Origin of the sequence: Pseudonocardia sp. ICBG1142, assembly GCF_020496255.1 — a bacterium.
Taxonomy (GTDB): Bacteria; Actinomycetota; Actinomycetes; order Mycobacteriales; family Pseudonocardiaceae; genus Pseudonocardia.
Window position 1 is genome coordinate 415,832 of record NZ_JAHLJC010000030.1, and the last position, 14,466, is coordinate 430,297.

Here is a 14,466-nt window from a genome sequence, read left to right on the forward strand (position 1 = left end):
AGTTTCGTGTTTCGCACGCGTCCGCAGAATGATGATGCGGGCGGATCCGCTGTCTTTGGTGTAGCTGAAGCTGGCTGCCGTCTGGGAATTCCTCTGACCCGGGCAGCCGCACGACGTGGTTGTTCCGTCCGAAAGCTGCATGACAAGGAGTCACCATGACCAACGGAACCGTGAAGTGGTTCAACGCCGAGAAGGGCTTCGGCTTCATCGCTCCCGAGGACGGCGGCGCTGACGTGTTCGTCCACTACTCGGCGATCGAGGGCAGCGGCTTCAAGGAGCTGCAGGAGAACCAGGCCGTGTCCTACGAGGTCACGCAGGGCGCCAAGGGCCCGCAGGCCTCCTCGGTGTCCCCTCGCTGAGACACCCCGCCCGGCCGTAGCGCCGGGCAGTAGTTCCTCCGTCCGATGGCGGCATCCCCACTGGGGGTGCCGCCATCGGCGTCTTCCGGGTCGTTGGCACCCGGTCGCCGTCGGTCGGTCCGCGCTGATCGAGGCCGGTTTCCCGGGTACGACGGCATCGAGGCCCGCGGGCGCCGGATGCTCGGCGACACGTGCCCGGGCTAGCGTGGCGCGGTGCCCCTCGTCGTCGCTCCGGCCACCTCCTTCGACGACCTCGCGACCCTGCTGGGCCCGAAGCGTTCCCCCGACGCGTCGGTCTGCTGGTGCCTCTCGCACCGGCTGCCCGCGGCGCGGAACCGTGCCCTGACCGGCCGGGCCCGGGCCGAGTACGTCCGGGAGCTGACGACCCGCGCGGTCGCACCCGGCGTCGTCGCCCACGACGACGGCGAACCGGTCGGCTGGGCCGCCGTGGCCCCTCGCGCGGAGCTGCCGTTCGCCCGCTCCCGCACCATCCCGCGCGTCGACGACCTCCCGGTCTGGTCGGTGTGGTGCTTCCGGGTCCGTGCCGGCCACCGGGGCCGCGGCATCGCGCACGCCCTGCTCGCCGGGGCCGTCGGGTACGCCCGCGACCAGGGCGCACCGGCCGTCGAGGGCTACCCGGTGGACAACCGGGGAGCCCGGGTCGACCTGACGATGGCCTACGTCGGCACCCGCGCGTTGTTCGAGGCGGGCGGGTTCACGGTCGCCGCGGAGACCACCGGGGTGTCGGGCGGGTTCCCGCGGGTGGTCATGCGCCGGTCGACGTCCGGCTGAGCTCCCGGCGGCGCAGCAGGTACCCGGCCGCGGCGGCGAGCAGCCCGGCGAGCGCCAGACCGTGCTCGAACCAGGCGCCCCAGCGGGTCGCGAACGTCAGCTCGGTGCGCAGCGGCACCTGCTCGACCAGGGTGTCGGCGGTGTAGAGCCCGGTCCGGGCGACGACGGAGCCGTCCGGCCGGATCACCGCGCTCGCCCCGGACAGCGCCGCGACGACCGCGGCCCGGCCGTGCTCGACGGCCCGCAGCCGCGACATCGCGAGGTGCTGCCAGGTCATCTCGCCCCGCCCGTACCAGGCGTTGTTGGTCGGGATCACCAGCAGCGAACCCCCGTCGGCGACGCCGTCGCGCAGCACGTGGTCGTAGGCGGTCTCGTAGCAGATCGCCGTCGCCACCCGGGTGCCCGCGACGGGCAGGACCCCGGGCGCAGTACCCGGGGTGAAGTCGGCCAGGGCGACGAACGGGGTCAGGTACTGCGTGACCGCCCGCAGTGGGATGCGCTCGCCGAACGGCACGAGCTCCTGCTTCGCGTAGCGCTCCCCCGCCCCGGTCCCCGGGTTCCAGACGACCACGGCGTTCTCGGTGTCGGTCGCACCCGCCTCGTAGTTGGCGCCGATCAGGAACGGCACGCCGAGCGCGTCGACGGCCCGGTCGACCGCCGGGTCGACGCCGTCGGTCGACAGCGAGCTCTCCGGCCACACGACGAGGTCCGGCCGCGCGACCGCGCCGGACCGGACCCGGTCGGCCAGCACGGAGGTCTCGGTGAGGCTGTTCGCGCGCAGGGTCCGACCGGCCGAGAACAGGCCGAGCCCGATGTCGGGGGCGTTGCCCTGCACGACCGCGACGGTGCGGGTGCCGTCCTGGGCGTCGACGGGCGGGGTCGGCACCGCGAGCAGCACGAGCACGATCGCCACGACCGGGACGAGGCCGACGAACCGGCGGGGATGCTGCAGGAACGCCGCCACGCAGAATCCGGCCGCGACCACCGCGACCGACACCAGCGGGGCCCCACCGATCGCGGCCAGCGGCAGGAACGGGCCCTCGACCTGCCCGAAGGCGACCCGGCCCCAGGGAAAACCGTTCAGCGGGAACCTGCTCTGCAGCCACTCCTGCGCGGCGAACGCGAGCGCACCCCACACCGGCGCGGCGGGCAGCCGGGCGGCGAGGGCGACGAGTGCGCCGCCGAGCGCCGGGAACCCCGCCATCACCAGCGACAGCCCGACCCACGGGAACGGCCCGTAGTCGCGGCCCAGGAAGTCCTGGATCCACATCAGGTGCGCCAGGTAGAACGCGAACCCGAACACCGCACCCAGCCACGCGGCACGGCGTACCCGGACCCCGGACAGTGCCCACCAGAGCAGCGCGAACGCCACGATCGCGGTCCACCACACGGTGCGCGGCGGGAACGCCAGGTGCAGCAGCACCCCGCCGACGACGACCGCCGCGATCCGCGGCGCGAGTGCCTTCACCACGGGGTCAGCATGATCCGGTCGCGGCGCGGGCCCGCGCGCGGGTCCGGACGAGCACCGCCACCACCACGCCGACGACGAGCAGCGCGCCCGCGTAGGCGGCCGCGAGCTGCCCCGGCCGACCGGAGAAGTCCCCCGCGAGCGGCGGCACCAGCACCGCGGACACCGCCACGACTCCGGTCAGCACTGCCCACGGCCGCGGTCGGTGCGGCACGCAGGCCAGCGGGGTCAGGGCCCACAGCAGGTACCACGGATGCAGCACCGGCCCGAGCACGACGACGGCGCCGAGCACCAGGCCGAGCGCCGTCGTCGCGGTGGTCCGGCCGCGGGCCTGCGCCACGAGCACCCCGGCCGCGAGCACCGCGGCGAGCACCGTCCCGACGGTCCGCGCCACCGTCAGCGCCGCGGCCGGGTCCGCACCGAGCACGCCCGCGAGCGCCGCGGCCCAGTTGGTCGGCGCCATCCAGCTGAACAGCTGCCCGGGTGCGGAGACCGCGGCGAGCCAGCTCCCCGCGCCGACCTCGACGGAAGACACCACGAGCGCGACCGCCACGGAGACCCCCGCGACCAGTGCGACCGCGGCCCACCGGTGGGCGCGGCCGGACGCGGACCGGGTCGCGGCGACCGCCAGGACCACGAGCCCGGCCGCCGCGGGGACCTTCACCAGCGCCCCCAGCGCGACGAGCGCGGTGCCGGCGACGAGCGACGTCCGCGGCCCGCGCAGCCCGACGGCGAGCCCCAGGAGCAGCAGCGCGAGCATCGGCCCGTCATTGTGCATCCCGCCGACGACGTGCCAGAGGACCAGCGGGTTCGCGACCCCCCACGCCAGTGCCGTCCCGGGCGGGACCCCGTGCTCCCGGGCCAGGTACACCACGGCCCACGCGATCCCCGCCACCGCGACGACGGCGAGCATCCGGTACGCCGCCACCCCGACGACCACCCCGTCCCCGGCGACGGCGGCGACCGCCTTCTGCCACAGGTCGGTCACCGGCCCGTAGGGCGACGGGGTCTCCCACCAGTAGCCGTCGACCCGCGCGAGGACCGGCGACCCGGCGGGCAGCCCGGCCGCCGGACCGGTCCGGTGCGGGTCGGCCCCGCCGAGCGCGACCATCCCCTGGGCGAGGTAGCTGTACACGTCGCGGGAGAACAGCGGCGGCGCGACGAGCAGCGGCGCGGCCCAGGCGAGCAGCGCACGCACCGCGTGGGCGGGGGTCACCGGTGCGCGCACCAGCAGCAGCCAGGCCACGACGACCAGCCCCGTCCCGGCCACCGCGGCGCCGAGCGCGAGCGCCGACCCGGGGCGGAGCACCACCGCCCAGGCACCTCCGGTCAGCAGCACCGCTCCGGCGGCGCCGAGCACCGTCGGCACCACGACGGCCCCGGGCTCAGGCGGAGCTTCCTCGGTGGGACCCGGCGCAAGCGGCGGCGGATCCGGGCGGCGTTCCTCCCCCACGGCCGGGTCAGACGGTCGGGGCCGCCGGGCCGTCGGAGGCCTGGAGTGCACCCGCGGGGAGCCGGTCGACGCCCCAGCTGCGTTCGATGTAGCCGACGATCGTGTCGATGACCTCGGCGGGCACGCGGCCGGGCTCGCCGAGCTCCAGCGGGTCACCGTGGAAGATGTAGAGCCGCGACGCGAACTGGTCGAACGGCAGCGACGCCTCGCCGAAGCGTTCCCCGTTGCCCGCCGTCGAGACGACGACGCCGTCGCCCCAGTCCTGTCCGCTGTCGTTGTTCGGGTTGTAGAAGTACACCCGCATCACGTCGCTGGGGTCCGGCGCGACCCGCAGGATCGCGATGGCGTGCCAGCCGACGTAGCGGGCGGCGCTGTCGGTCACCGCGATCCCGGCGGGCTGCGGGTGGATCAGCGGCTGTCCGCCGTTGTAGGCGGGGTGGTAGCCGGCGTGAAACTGGCGCAGGAAGGCGTCGAGGTCGATGAGGTTGCCGGTTTCGACGTCGACGTTGATGTGGAAGCCGCGGGCCGCCCACCAGCCGTGGAACTCCGGGTTGACCCAGCGGTGCGGGTCCCCGGGCCGGTCCGCGCAGCGACGGCCCATCTCGGCGTAGATCCGGTCCAGGTGTGGGACGACGACCAGCGACACCGGGTCGAGGTCGATCGGCAGCTTCTCCGCGACCCCGGCCCCGATCTCCTGCGACGAGATCCGCTGCCCCTCGAAGTGCATGACGATCTCGTCGTCGCGGGCCGCCCAGACGACCATCTGGAGCAGGTAGTCCGGGTCGTTGTAAGCCCACATCGACAGGGCGCGCGCGGACTGGCAGGTGGGGTTGTCACCCTGCCCGACGCCGAGCGGCTGGCCCAGCATCGACAGCACGCCGGCCAGCAGCCGTACCTCGGGCTCGGGCTGCTCGCTGAACGCGGCGACCAGGCGTTCCCGGGCGGCCGGGCCGATCTCGAGCGCGATCTGGCGCCACAGCCCGGGCACGACCGGCGGTTCGTAGAGGATCCCGCGGTCGAGCAGCAGCGCCAGACCGTAGATGCACTGCGCGGTGTGCGGGGTGACGGCCTCCTCGATCAGCCGGTGGACCAGGTCGCGGAAGCGCAGCAGGCAGTTCTTGCCGGTGTCGGACAGGCCGAGCGCCTCGGCGAGCAGGTAGTCGCTCTCGTGCCGCAGGAACTGCAGCAGCTCCGCGTGGTACGGCGACACGAGCCCGGTGTCGTGCATGGCCCGGGCGAACCCGGCCGCCTCGTACTGCAGGCCGCCGGTGTCCATCGCCTCCAGACGCGAGCGGAAGACGTCGATGCCCGGGTCCTCGCGACTCGCCTCGGTGGTCCCGAACAGCGCGGTGATCAGCCGATCGAGGCCCTGCCCTGAGGACAGGTCGACGCTGGGGTCGCCGCGCCACACCGACAGCCGGGTGATCAGCGACGTCACCTGGTCGACCTGGATCGGACGTTGGCGCAGGATCCGCCAGATCTCGGCGACCAGCTTGTCGAGGATGCTGTCGTAGCCGATGCCCTCGGCGATGTGCCGGAACAGGTCGCGGATCATCTGGGCCGTCCGGCCCTCGTGGACCCGCTCCGCCTCGGTCGGCGGGGTGAACAGCAGCTCCAGGTTCATCGCCAGCACCTGGGACAGGAACTGGCGGGCCTCGTCGGCCGAGATCGCGGGGTGGTCGTACTCCCCGAGGGCGACCGCGAGCATCCGCAGCTCGCTGGTCGCCTCCATCACCACCGTGTCGGCGACGCCGCTGTGCAGCCCCGCCCCGACGAACGCCGGGACGAGGATGTCGGGCTGGGCCCAGTCGGTGCCGGCGAACACGCCGGCCTCCTCCAGCTGCCGGGCACGGGCCTGAACGGCGGCGGGGCCACCCTCCTGCAGCAGCACGCGACGGAGCTGCTCCAGAACCCTGCGGATCTTCGTCGTCTTGCCGAAGTCCGGGGTCCGGGGTCCGGGCAAGGTCGCGGGTGGCGTCGTCGAGCGAGACCAGGCGCCTGTCCAGCACGGAGGTCCCACTCGCGACGTCGACGGTCGGTTTCACACGGCTTCCCTCGTTCGGGCTCCACGGCCGTGGGCGGGGTACCCGCCCTCAGACGTAGAAGTCGAGTTCTTCCTGCTTCTTCAACAGATCCCGCATCCGGTAGGGGTCGTCCCCGAAGAAGTACAGCAGACCCCAGTGTGTGCCGAACGCGGTCCTCTTCGTCACCGTCTCCTCGACCGGCGACGTGAGGTCGTGCGACTCGTAGTAGTCGTCGTCCTCGGTCTCCTCGGGGATCTGCAGGCTGCTGACGACGCGGCGGCGCGGGTAGACCCCGAAGCAGCCCGCCACGCCGGAGGCACCCTCGACCTCCTTCGGGAAGAAGGCGTCGATCTCCTCCTCGGTGGTCTTCGGGTCGAACGCCAGCACGAGGCCCTGGTAGGCGTTGAAGCCGTAGGAGCGCTCGAGCAGCTCGAAGACCTTGAAGCCCGGCGGCCGGTACGCGACCTCGCCGAAGTACATCTCGCCGTCGGAGGTGACGAAGTACTCCGGGTGGACGAAGCCGAACTCGATGTCGAAGGTCTTGATCAGCTTCTCGATCTGGGCGGTGATCGCGGGCCGGTACTTCTCCAGCTCCGGGGTCGCCGGCACGAACACCGAGTAGCCGAGGGTGACGTACTCGGAGATGTTGAGGAACTTGATCTTCCCCTTGTGCACCCACGCCTCGACGGCGAACTCCCATCCGTCGAGGTGGGACTCCATCAGGAGCGGGAACTCCTCGTCCGGGATGTTGTCGATGTCCTCGTAGGTGCGCACCACGCGGTGCCCGAGGCACCCCGCCTTGTCGAAGGCCTTGATGTGGATCGGGTCGTTCGGGTCGCCGTCGAGCTTCAGCAGGGTCTGGTTGACGCGCTTGAGGAAGCGGACGATGTCGTCACGGTCGTGGGCCTCCTCGAAGATGCCCACCCGGATCCCGCCGAGCTGCGCGCGACGCTTCATCAGCGCCTTGTCCCGGAGCAGCATCGCCTGCCCGAACAGCCGCGGGTTGTCGAGCAGCACCGAATTGATCGCGCCGGCCCATTCCACGGTTTCCTCGAGGCTTATTCAGGCTCCGTCAGGTAAGTGTGTAGAAGATGAGTCCGATGACTGCCGAGATTGTCGTTTTAAATGTGGCGTAGGGCCGCCGGTAGTCTGTGTGGAGAACTTTCCACGTTTTGATATGGGCGATGACTCGTTCGATGGTGGCGCGTGTGTGGTTGAGGCTCTTGTTGAATGTTTTTTGCCAGTCGAGAAGTTCCCGGCCGGGTGGTTTTTTGAACGGGGTGAGCATGCCGCGCCCGATGTATCCTTTATCGCCGATCGGGGGGTATGTGGCGAGGTGGTCGAGGGCGCCGGATTGGTCGAGGCAATGAGGCTTATTCAGGCCCCGTGAAATAACGATCTAGCCCGGCGTGTCGGGTTGGGCGACAGCCCGTCCATCGCGAATATTGGTTTGCCGAATCAATCCGAGATGAACGGGCTGCCGCAGTATGTACTATACCACTGGTTTCCGGCGTGATGAAATTCAGGATCTTGTCGCTATAGTGTATGAGCAGGATCAGCGGGACGCGACGGAGGCATGTTTGTCTTGGCCGCCGGTTCTGGGGTTGTTCTGGTCGGTGGTGATCACGTTGGCGTATCTGCGCGGGAATCGTGTGCAGTGGGAGTTGGCGGAAACCTATGGGGTGTCGCAGTCGACGGTTAGTCGAGCGATCACGGGGGTGACACCGTTGCTGGCACAGGCGCTGCGGAGTGTCGTTCCGACGGCAGAGGAGCTTCGTGCCGATCGGCAGTACATCATCGATGGAACCTTGCTGCCCTGCTGGTCATGGGCCGCGGTGCCGGGTCTGTGGTCGGGCAAGCATCGCACCACCGGCGTCGTCGTCCAGGTCGCAGCCACCCTGGAAGGGCAGCTGTCGTGGATCTCCGACCCGACCCCAGGCTCCCGACACGACCTATATTGCCTCGACCAATCCGGCGCCCTCGACCACCTCGCCACATCCCCCCCGATCGGCGATAAAGGATACATCGGGCGCGGCATGCTCACCCCGTTCAAAAAACCACCCGGCCGGGAACTTCTCGACTGGCAAAAAACATTCAACAAGAGCCTCAACCACACACGCGCCACCATCGAACGAGTCATCGCCCATATCAAAACGTGGAAAGTTCTCCACACAGACTACCGGCGGCCCTACGCCACATTTAAAACGACAATCTCGGCAGTCATCGGACTCATCTTCTACACACTTACCTGACGGAGCCTGAATAAGCCTCTTGGCGACTGAGTCGGACCGAGGCATGGAAAAGCAACCTCCCGATTTCGACGAATTTAGGCGGCGAATGCTTGAGTCCACACCGTACCCCGAGCACGCCGCAACGGCGGATCGTGGCGGGCGGGGCTCAGTCCTCGTCGGATCCGTCGACGCCGGAGAGCCGGACCAACCTGCGCAGCCGCCCGGCGACGGTGTCCTTGGTCAGCGGCGGGTCGGCGAGACGACCGAGCTCCGCCAGGGACAGCGACGGGCACTCCAGGCGCAGCAGCGCGGTCTCCCGCAGATGGGGGGCGACGTCGTCACCGAGCGCGCGCAGCGCCACCCGGACCCGCTCGGTCGTCGCGGCGGCGGCCGTCGCGGCCCGACGGGCGTTCACCGTCTGCAGCGACCCGTCCGTGCCGGTCGTACCCCGCGGGGCGACCGGGACCCGGCTCAGCACCTCGGCCACACCCGGCGCCCCGACGCTGCGCAGCAGGGCCTCGGCACTCTCCGGGTCCCGCACGACGACCCGGTGCTCACTCACCGTCTCCTGCGGCGCGGCCAGCACCCCCAGGCCACGCGCCGCGCCGACCAGCGCGAGCACGACGGCCGGGCCCGGGCAGCTGACGACCAGCCGGACCCGCCCGGCCGGCCTCGCGACGCGGCCCCGCGCGATCAGCGCCCCACGCCAGACCCCGGCGGCCACGGCGGGCCCCGCCGCGACGACGGCCGGTGGCAGCCCGAGCACCGGCCGTCCGGTCCGGTCGACCAGCCCCGTCGCCCGGGCCAGATCGGTCCCGGGCGCCGTGACCCGCACCTGGTAGCGCAGGGTCCCCCCGCCGCCGGTCACGACCTCGGCCCGCAGGCCGCCCCGGCCGTGCAGCGCCCCGAGCTCGGAGCGCATCCGCAGTGCGGGCGCCGGGGAGTCGAACTCGGCGCGGATCGTCGTCGTGCCGTCGCGGACGCCGACCTCCCCCGCCAGGCGCAGCTGGGTGACGACCCCGGCATGGCGGACACCGGGGCGCTCCTCGCGGACCGCGCCCAGCTCACGCTGCAGCTCGGCGGTCACGCGCTCCAGGTCGAACACGATCGTCTCCTGCGGAGGGGAAGTGGCAGGGCGGGGAACAGATCCCCCGAGGCGAACCCCGCCCTGCCGGGTAGGGCGGGGCGCCGGAGCGCCCCACCGTGGCGGGATCAGTCCTCGGACGTGTCGGCGTGCATCGGGCAGCGTGGATCGATGCAGGGCCTGCTCTCGATCCCCGCCCGGAACGCCGCGTTCGCGAGAACCGAGCACAAACAGCCCCGGGCCTTCGCCCGCGGCCCACCGGGCGCCAGATCGTCGACCGGTACCGGACCCGGCCGACCCCCGCCGTTCGCCCCCTCGGACATGGCTCCACCTCCGCACGACTGCGCGCCCGGAGTTCCCCGCCGGCGGGGCCCGTGCACAGATACATCCGGTGGCCGCCACGAGGGTCCGAGACCTGCCGGGGCGACCGGCTCGCGACGGTACTCTATACGCGGAGTAACGCCTATTTCGGCTCGGCTCTCGTTGGGTGTAAAGATTCGGGCCCCAGAGTGAGCCCCCGCCGTCGGGCCATCCCCTCGATCTGCACCCAGATCAGGTCCGTCAGGTGGTCGGTGACGACGGCGCGATCCAGCGTGTCCCCGGTCGCCCGGCCGCGCAGCCACCACTCCGCGGTCGCCTGCACCGCGCCGACCACCGACTGCGACCACACCTGGACCAGGTCGGACTCGTCGACGTCGAGCATCTCGGCGTAGGCCCCGAGCAGGCCGGTCAGTGCGGAGGCGATGAACTCCCGGCCGGCGTCGACGACCTCGCCCCGCTGACCGGGCAGTCGGCGACGGAACAGCAGGTCGACACCCGGTGAGTCGTCGAAGAAGCCCATCACCGCGTCGACCGAGTCGTGGATCCGCGTCCGGGCCGCGCTCTCCCGGTACAGGGCGGGCATGAGCCGTTCCATCAGGCGGTCGGTCGCCCGCTCGGCCATCGCGTCGAGCAGCGCGGCCCGGTCACCGAAGTGCCGGTAGATCACCGGCTTGGTCACCCCGGCCTCGTGCGCCACCTGGTCCAGGCCGAAGTCCTCCCCGTCGCGGCCCAGCACGACCAGCGCCGCGTCGACCACCTGCTCGCGACGACGCGCGCGGTGTGCGTCCCAGCGCGTACTGCGACCGTCGGACCGGAGGTCGTCCTCGGCCCCGGGCTCCGTGCGGTCGGACGACACGCCCACCATGCTCCTCCCTCGACGGGCCCGGCGGGAGTAGGGCCGGACCCGCGCGACAGTGGATCACGAAGACCACCCGGCCGGCTCAGCGCGGCGCGGTCGTCCCCCGGGTGACGAGCTCGGCGAGGGCGGTCGCGCCCGTGTCGTCGATCGGACCGCCGTGCACGGACACGCGCCAGAAGGGCACGCTGCCGTGGACGCGGCCCTGGACCGGATCCTGGCTCACGACATGGCGGGCTTCGCCGCGCCCTGGGCACCCGACGGCACGATGACCTTCCCGTTCGCGGCGCCCGGCTCCCCGCGCGCGGAGTACACGCTGCGCTACGTTGCGGTCGTGACCGTCGGCCCGGAAGGCATCACCGGACACCGCGACCGCTGGAGCCCGCTGGAGGTCCAGCAGGTGTTCGGCCGCACCGGACTGGCGGAGGCCGCCCGATGACCGTCCTGGTCACCGGGGCCACCGGCACCACCGGGCGCCGCGGCGCCGACCTGCTGGAGGCCGCCGGGGCCGGCGTCCGCCGGGCCGCCCGGTCCACCTCCCCCCGGTTCGACTGGCTGGACCCGGCGACCCACGACGCCGCGTTCGAGGGTGCCGAGAGCCTGTACCTGCTCCCGCCGCTCGCCACTCCCGACCCGGCCCCCGTCCTCGCCCCCGTCCTGGAGCGGGCGGTCCGGCGCGGTCTGCGCCGGGTGGTGCTGCTGAGCGCGGCCGCCGTCGAACGCGGCACGACCGGGTTGGGCGCGGTGCAGGACCTCGTCCTGGACACGGTCCCGGAGCCGTCGGTGCTGCGTCCGTCGTGGTTCACCCAGAACCTGCTCGGTGACCACCTCACCGCACGCGGGCTGCGCGCCGGTGAGCTGGTCACCGCCACCGGGAACGGCCGGATCCCGTTCGTCGACGCCGGGGACATCGCCGCCGTCGCCTCCGCGCTGCGGCTCGCCCCGGCACCACCCGAACCGGACGTGGTGGTCACCGGGCCCGCGGCCCTGTCCTACGACGACGTGTGCGCGGTCTGGACCGAGGTCACCGGACGGCCAGCCCGGCGCCGACCGGTGACCGTGTCCGAGATGACCGCCCGGCTCGTCGCCGACGGGATGCCCGCCGACTACGCCGCCGTGCTCGCCGGGCTCGACGGGCTCATCGCCACCGGGTCCCAGGCCCGCACGAGCGACGCGGTGCGCCGGATCACCGGGCGCGACCCGCGCAGCGTGCGGGACGTCCTGCGGGAGGCCTACCCGGCGCGGTCATGACCACGGCCACACCGACGATCATCGCCGGGCACCGCGTGCGAGGCTCACCCACGGACGCAGTGGACGACGCGAGGAGGCGTGGTGCGACGGGTGGTCTGCCGGGAGTTCGCCGATCCGGAGCGGTTCGAGCTGGTGGAGGAACCGACCCCCGGGCCGGGTCCGGGCGAGGTGCTCGTCGCCGTCGAGGCCGCCGCGGTCAGCTTCGTCGACGGGCTGATCGCCCGCGGCGGCTACCAGCTGCGGCCGCCGCTGCCGTTCACACCCGGCAGCGCGATCGCCGGGACGACCCCGGACGGCAGGCGGGTCGCCGCCCTGCTCACGGGCTTCGGCGGGTTCGCCAGCCACGCCGTCGTCCCGGAGGGCCTCCTGGTCCCGGTACCCGACGGGGTCGACGCGGGCGTCGCGGCCAGCTCGCTGGAGAGCCACGGGACGATCGCCTTCGCCTTCCGGGACCGGGTCACCGTCCGGCCGGGTGAGTGGGTCGTCGTGCTCGGGGCGAGCGGCGGGATCGGGCAGGCCGCGGTGGACCACGCCCGCGCCGTCGGTGCCCGGGTGCTCGCCGTCGCGTCCACCCCGGACAAGCGTGCGGCCGCGCTCGAGGCCGGGGCGGAGGTCGCCGTCGGCTACGACTCGCTCAAGGACACGATCCGCGGGCACACCGGCGGAGGTACGGACGTCGTGATCGACCCGGTCGGCGGCGACGCCGCGGAGGCCGCGCTGCGGGCGCTCGCCGCCGGCGGCCGGTTCTGCGTGCTGGGTTTCACCTCCGGCGCGATCCCGAAGCTGCCCGCCAACCTCGTGCTGCTGCGGAACCGGACCGTCGTCGGCGTGGACTGGGGCGACTGGTCGCGCACCGACCCGGCCGCCTCGCGGGACCTGGCGGAGGACGTGCTGCGCCGGATCGGCTCCGGGGAGCTGCACCCGGCCCGCCCGCGGACCCTGTCGCTGGACGACGCGGCGACCGCGACCCGCGCCTACGCCGAGCGCTCCGCGGTCGGGAAGCTGGTGCTCACGCCCTGACCGCAGGCGCCGTCATCAACCCTGATGACGGGCGGTAATGGCCACGTCACACCTCTCGATAGGTCGTTCGTCGGAGTGGGCAGCTCCGGTAGGACCACCGTGAGAGGACCTCCCATGACCGCCACCCAGTCCTGGCCCGCCGTGGAGCCGGCGACGCAGCCGATCCCCGTCGTGCGACGGGGGAACACCCCGGCGACCGCCGGTTTCTGGCTGGGGATCGTGGGGCTGGTGGCCGGGTGGGCCCCGTTCCTGGGTCTGCTCGTGACGGTGCCGGCATGGGCGCTCTCGCAGGCCGGTCGGCGCCGGTTCCGCACCGGCGCGACCACGACGGCGGGTCGCAGCGGCGCCGGGCTCGCCCTGGGCGTGGCGGGCAGCGTGCTCTGTCTGCTGACGACCACCATCGGCGTCATCGGTGCCGCGAACGCACCGCAGCCGGCGCTGCCGGCCGCGGCACCGGCCGCCCCGTCCCCGCAGCCGCCCCCGCCCCGGTCGCGGTGCCGGACGTCGTCGGCATGACCGACGCCCGGGCCCGCGAGGTCCTGGCCCAGGCCGGCTTCACCCACGTCGTGCTCGGCCCGCCCTCCCCGGCGACCGCCGGGGAGGCCGCGGGCACGGTCACCGCGCAGGACCCGGTGGGATCGACGACGTACGACCGCGCCGCCGCGGTCACGCTGACCGAGGCCGCGGCACCGGCCGTGCCGGTGGCCCCCGCCGCGGCGGCGACCGACGCGCCGGTGGCAACCGACGTCGACCGTCCGTACGTGCCCGCGCCGGCACGGCCGCTCGTCGCGACCCCGCCCGCCCCGCACACGGCCGTCGCCGCACCGCGCCCCGCCCCGCAGGCGCCGCGCCCGGCCGCACCGGCCCCGCGCCCGGCCGCCCCGGCGGCGCCGGCACCCGCCGCCCCGGCCCCCTCGTCCGGCGGTGGGTCGGCCTACTACGCCAACTGCACCGCGGCCCGCAACGCCGGTGCGGCCCCTCTGTACCGCGGTGACCCGGGCTACCGCTCGGCCCTGGACCGGGACGACGACGGCATCGCCTGCGAGTGAGGCTGGGTCCACGACACGGTGCCCGGCGGTGACGAGGTCCCGCCGGGCACCCGCCTGTCAGCCCGGCCGCGCCGAGACGCCCGCCCCGCCCGCACCCGACACGACGGACACCTCCCAGCCGTGCCGCTCCAGCCCAGCGGTGACCGCGGCCGGTGGGGCGCCTTCGTAGAGCACGTGCAGCACCCCGCCCGGTGCGAGCACCCCACGCAGCACCGCCAGCTCGGGGCCGGGGTCGCGGGTCCAGAACAGGTTGACGTTCAGCGTGAACGCGACGTCCACGGAATCGGCCGCGAGCCGCAGCCCGGCCAGATCGGACCGCACGACGGTGAGGACGCCGTCGTCGACGAACGCCGCGCAGCGCTCGGCGGTCCGCGCGACGGCGACGGCCGAGCGGTCCACCGCGACCATCGCGCCACCCGCGCCCGGGTCGAGCGCGGGGCAGACCAACGACGCCACCGCGCCCGGTCCGCAGCCCACCTCCAGCACCCGGGTGCCGGGCCGCGCGCCGACGACGGCGGCCGCGAACCGCGCCCGAGCCGGGACCACTCTCGCCGCCAC

The 14,466-nt window shown here is 73.1% G+C and carries 16 protein-coding genes; 8 read left to right on the forward strand and 8 right to left on the reverse strand.

Annotated features, from left to right (window positions below):
• Nucleotides 1-155 precede the first annotated feature (155 nt).
• Together KPL59_RS16065 and KPL59_RS16070 are read left to right on the forward strand one after the other, a co-directional pair.
• A complete protein-coding gene (locus KPL59_RS16065; protein WP_020627798.1) occupies nucleotides 156-359 on the forward strand; it encodes a cold-shock protein in 204 nt (67 codons plus the stop codon).
• 213 nt (nucleotides 360-572) lie between these two features.
• A complete protein-coding gene (locus tag KPL59_RS16070; RefSeq protein ID WP_226361271.1) occupies nucleotides 573-1,151 on the forward strand; it encodes a GNAT family N-acetyltransferase in 579 nt (192 codons plus the stop codon).
• Here KPL59_RS16070 and lnt read toward each other — a convergent pair.
• The 5 genes from lnt to KPL59_RS16095 all read right to left on the reverse strand — a co-directional run bounded on the left by lnt (nucleotide 1,126) and on the right by KPL59_RS16095 (nucleotide 7,495).
• Entirely contained in the window at nucleotides 1,126-2,622 is a 1,497-nt protein-coding gene (lnt, locus tag KPL59_RS16075; protein WP_226361272.1) for an apolipoprotein N-acyltransferase, read from the reverse strand. The genes KPL59_RS16070 and lnt overlap by 26 nt on opposite strands.
• Before the next feature lie 4 nt (nucleotides 2,623-2,626).
• Complete coding sequence (mptB, locus tag KPL59_RS16080; RefSeq protein WP_226361273.1) at nucleotides 2,627-3,991, reverse strand: polyprenol phosphomannose-dependent alpha 1,6 mannosyltransferase MptB; 1,365 nt, start codon at nucleotides 3,989-3,991, stop codon at nucleotides 2,627-2,629.
• 88 nt (nucleotides 3,992-4,079) lie between these two features.
• Nucleotides 4,080-6,035: a hypothetical protein gene (locus tag KPL59_RS16085; protein WP_226361274.1), complete on the reverse strand. Its 1,956-nt coding sequence runs from the start codon at nucleotides 6,033-6,035 to the stop codon at nucleotides 4,080-4,082.
• A 130-nt stretch (nucleotides 6,036-6,165) separates the two neighbouring features.
• Nucleotides 6,166-7,113 carry an acetyl-CoA carboxylase biotin carboxylase subunit family protein gene (locus KPL59_RS16090; protein ID WP_226361275.1) on the reverse strand — a complete coding sequence of 316 codons (948 nt, stop codon included), beginning with the start codon at nucleotides 7,111-7,113 and terminating at the stop codon, nucleotides 6,166-6,168.
• 55 nt (nucleotides 7,114-7,168) lie between these two features.
• Complete coding sequence (locus KPL59_RS16095; RefSeq protein ID WP_308187936.1) at nucleotides 7,169-7,495, reverse strand: transposase family protein; 327 nt, start codon at nucleotides 7,493-7,495, stop codon at nucleotides 7,169-7,171.
• Nucleotides 7,496-7,583: 88 nt separating this feature from the next.
• Here KPL59_RS16095 and KPL59_RS16100 point away from each other — a divergent pair, with 88 nt between their 5' ends.
• Nucleotides 7,584-8,348, forward strand: a complete 765-nt coding sequence (locus KPL59_RS16100; protein WP_226361276.1) for a transposase — start codon at nucleotides 7,584-7,586, stop codon at nucleotides 8,346-8,348.
• A gap of 145 nt (nucleotides 8,349-8,493) precedes the next feature.
• Here KPL59_RS16100 and whiA read toward each other — a convergent pair whose 3' ends face one another.
• Both whiA and KPL59_RS16110 read right to left on the reverse strand, forming a co-directional pair.
• Nucleotides 8,494-9,432, reverse strand: coding sequence for a DNA-binding protein WhiA (gene whiA, locus KPL59_RS16105; RefSeq protein WP_226361277.1), 939 nt, complete (start codon nucleotides 9,430-9,432; stop codon nucleotides 8,494-8,496).
• A gap of 442 nt (nucleotides 9,433-9,874) precedes the next feature.
• Entirely contained in the window at nucleotides 9,875-10,588 is a 714-nt protein-coding gene (locus KPL59_RS16110) for a TetR/AcrR family transcriptional regulator (protein WP_226361278.1), read from the reverse strand.
• Between the two features lie 193 nt (nucleotides 10,589-10,781).
• Between KPL59_RS16110 and KPL59_RS16115 the strand changes: the two genes are divergently transcribed.
• The 5 genes from KPL59_RS16115 to KPL59_RS36565 all read left to right on the forward strand — a co-directional run bounded on the left by KPL59_RS16115 (nucleotide 10,782) and on the right by KPL59_RS36565 (nucleotide 13,908).
• Nucleotides 10,782-11,027, forward strand: coding sequence for a hypothetical protein (locus KPL59_RS16115; protein WP_226353101.1), 246 nt, complete (start codon nucleotides 10,782-10,784; stop codon nucleotides 11,025-11,027).
• Nucleotides 11,024-11,839: an ergot alkaloid biosynthesis protein gene (locus KPL59_RS16120; protein ID WP_226361279.1), complete on the forward strand. Its 816-nt coding sequence runs from the start codon at nucleotides 11,024-11,026 to the stop codon at nucleotides 11,837-11,839. Before KPL59_RS16115 ends, KPL59_RS16120 begins: the two co-directional genes overlap by 4 nt.
• A gap of 81 nt (nucleotides 11,840-11,920) precedes the next feature.
• Nucleotides 11,921-12,859 carry an NADPH:quinone oxidoreductase family protein gene (locus KPL59_RS16125; protein ID WP_226361280.1) on the forward strand — a complete coding sequence of 313 codons (939 nt, stop codon included), beginning with the start codon at nucleotides 11,921-11,923 and terminating at the stop codon, nucleotides 12,857-12,859.
• A gap of 114 nt (nucleotides 12,860-12,973) precedes the next feature.
• The gene (locus tag KPL59_RS16130) at nucleotides 12,974-13,375 is read left to right on the forward strand and encodes a hypothetical protein (protein WP_226361281.1); all 402 of its coding nucleotides are present in this window, start codon (nucleotides 12,974-12,976) and stop codon (nucleotides 13,373-13,375) included.
• The gene (locus KPL59_RS36565) at nucleotides 13,372-13,908 is read left to right on the forward strand and encodes an excalibur calcium-binding domain-containing protein (protein ID WP_305080552.1); all 537 of its coding nucleotides are present in this window, start codon (nucleotides 13,372-13,374) and stop codon (nucleotides 13,906-13,908) included. The genes KPL59_RS16130 and KPL59_RS36565 overlap by 4 nt, the downstream gene beginning before the upstream one ends.
• 57 nt (nucleotides 13,909-13,965) lie before the next feature.
• Here KPL59_RS36565 and KPL59_RS16145 read toward each other — a convergent pair whose 3' ends face one another.
• A complete protein-coding gene (locus tag KPL59_RS16145) occupies nucleotides 13,966-14,466 on the reverse strand; it encodes a class I SAM-dependent methyltransferase (protein ID WP_063718637.1) in 501 nt (166 codons plus the stop codon).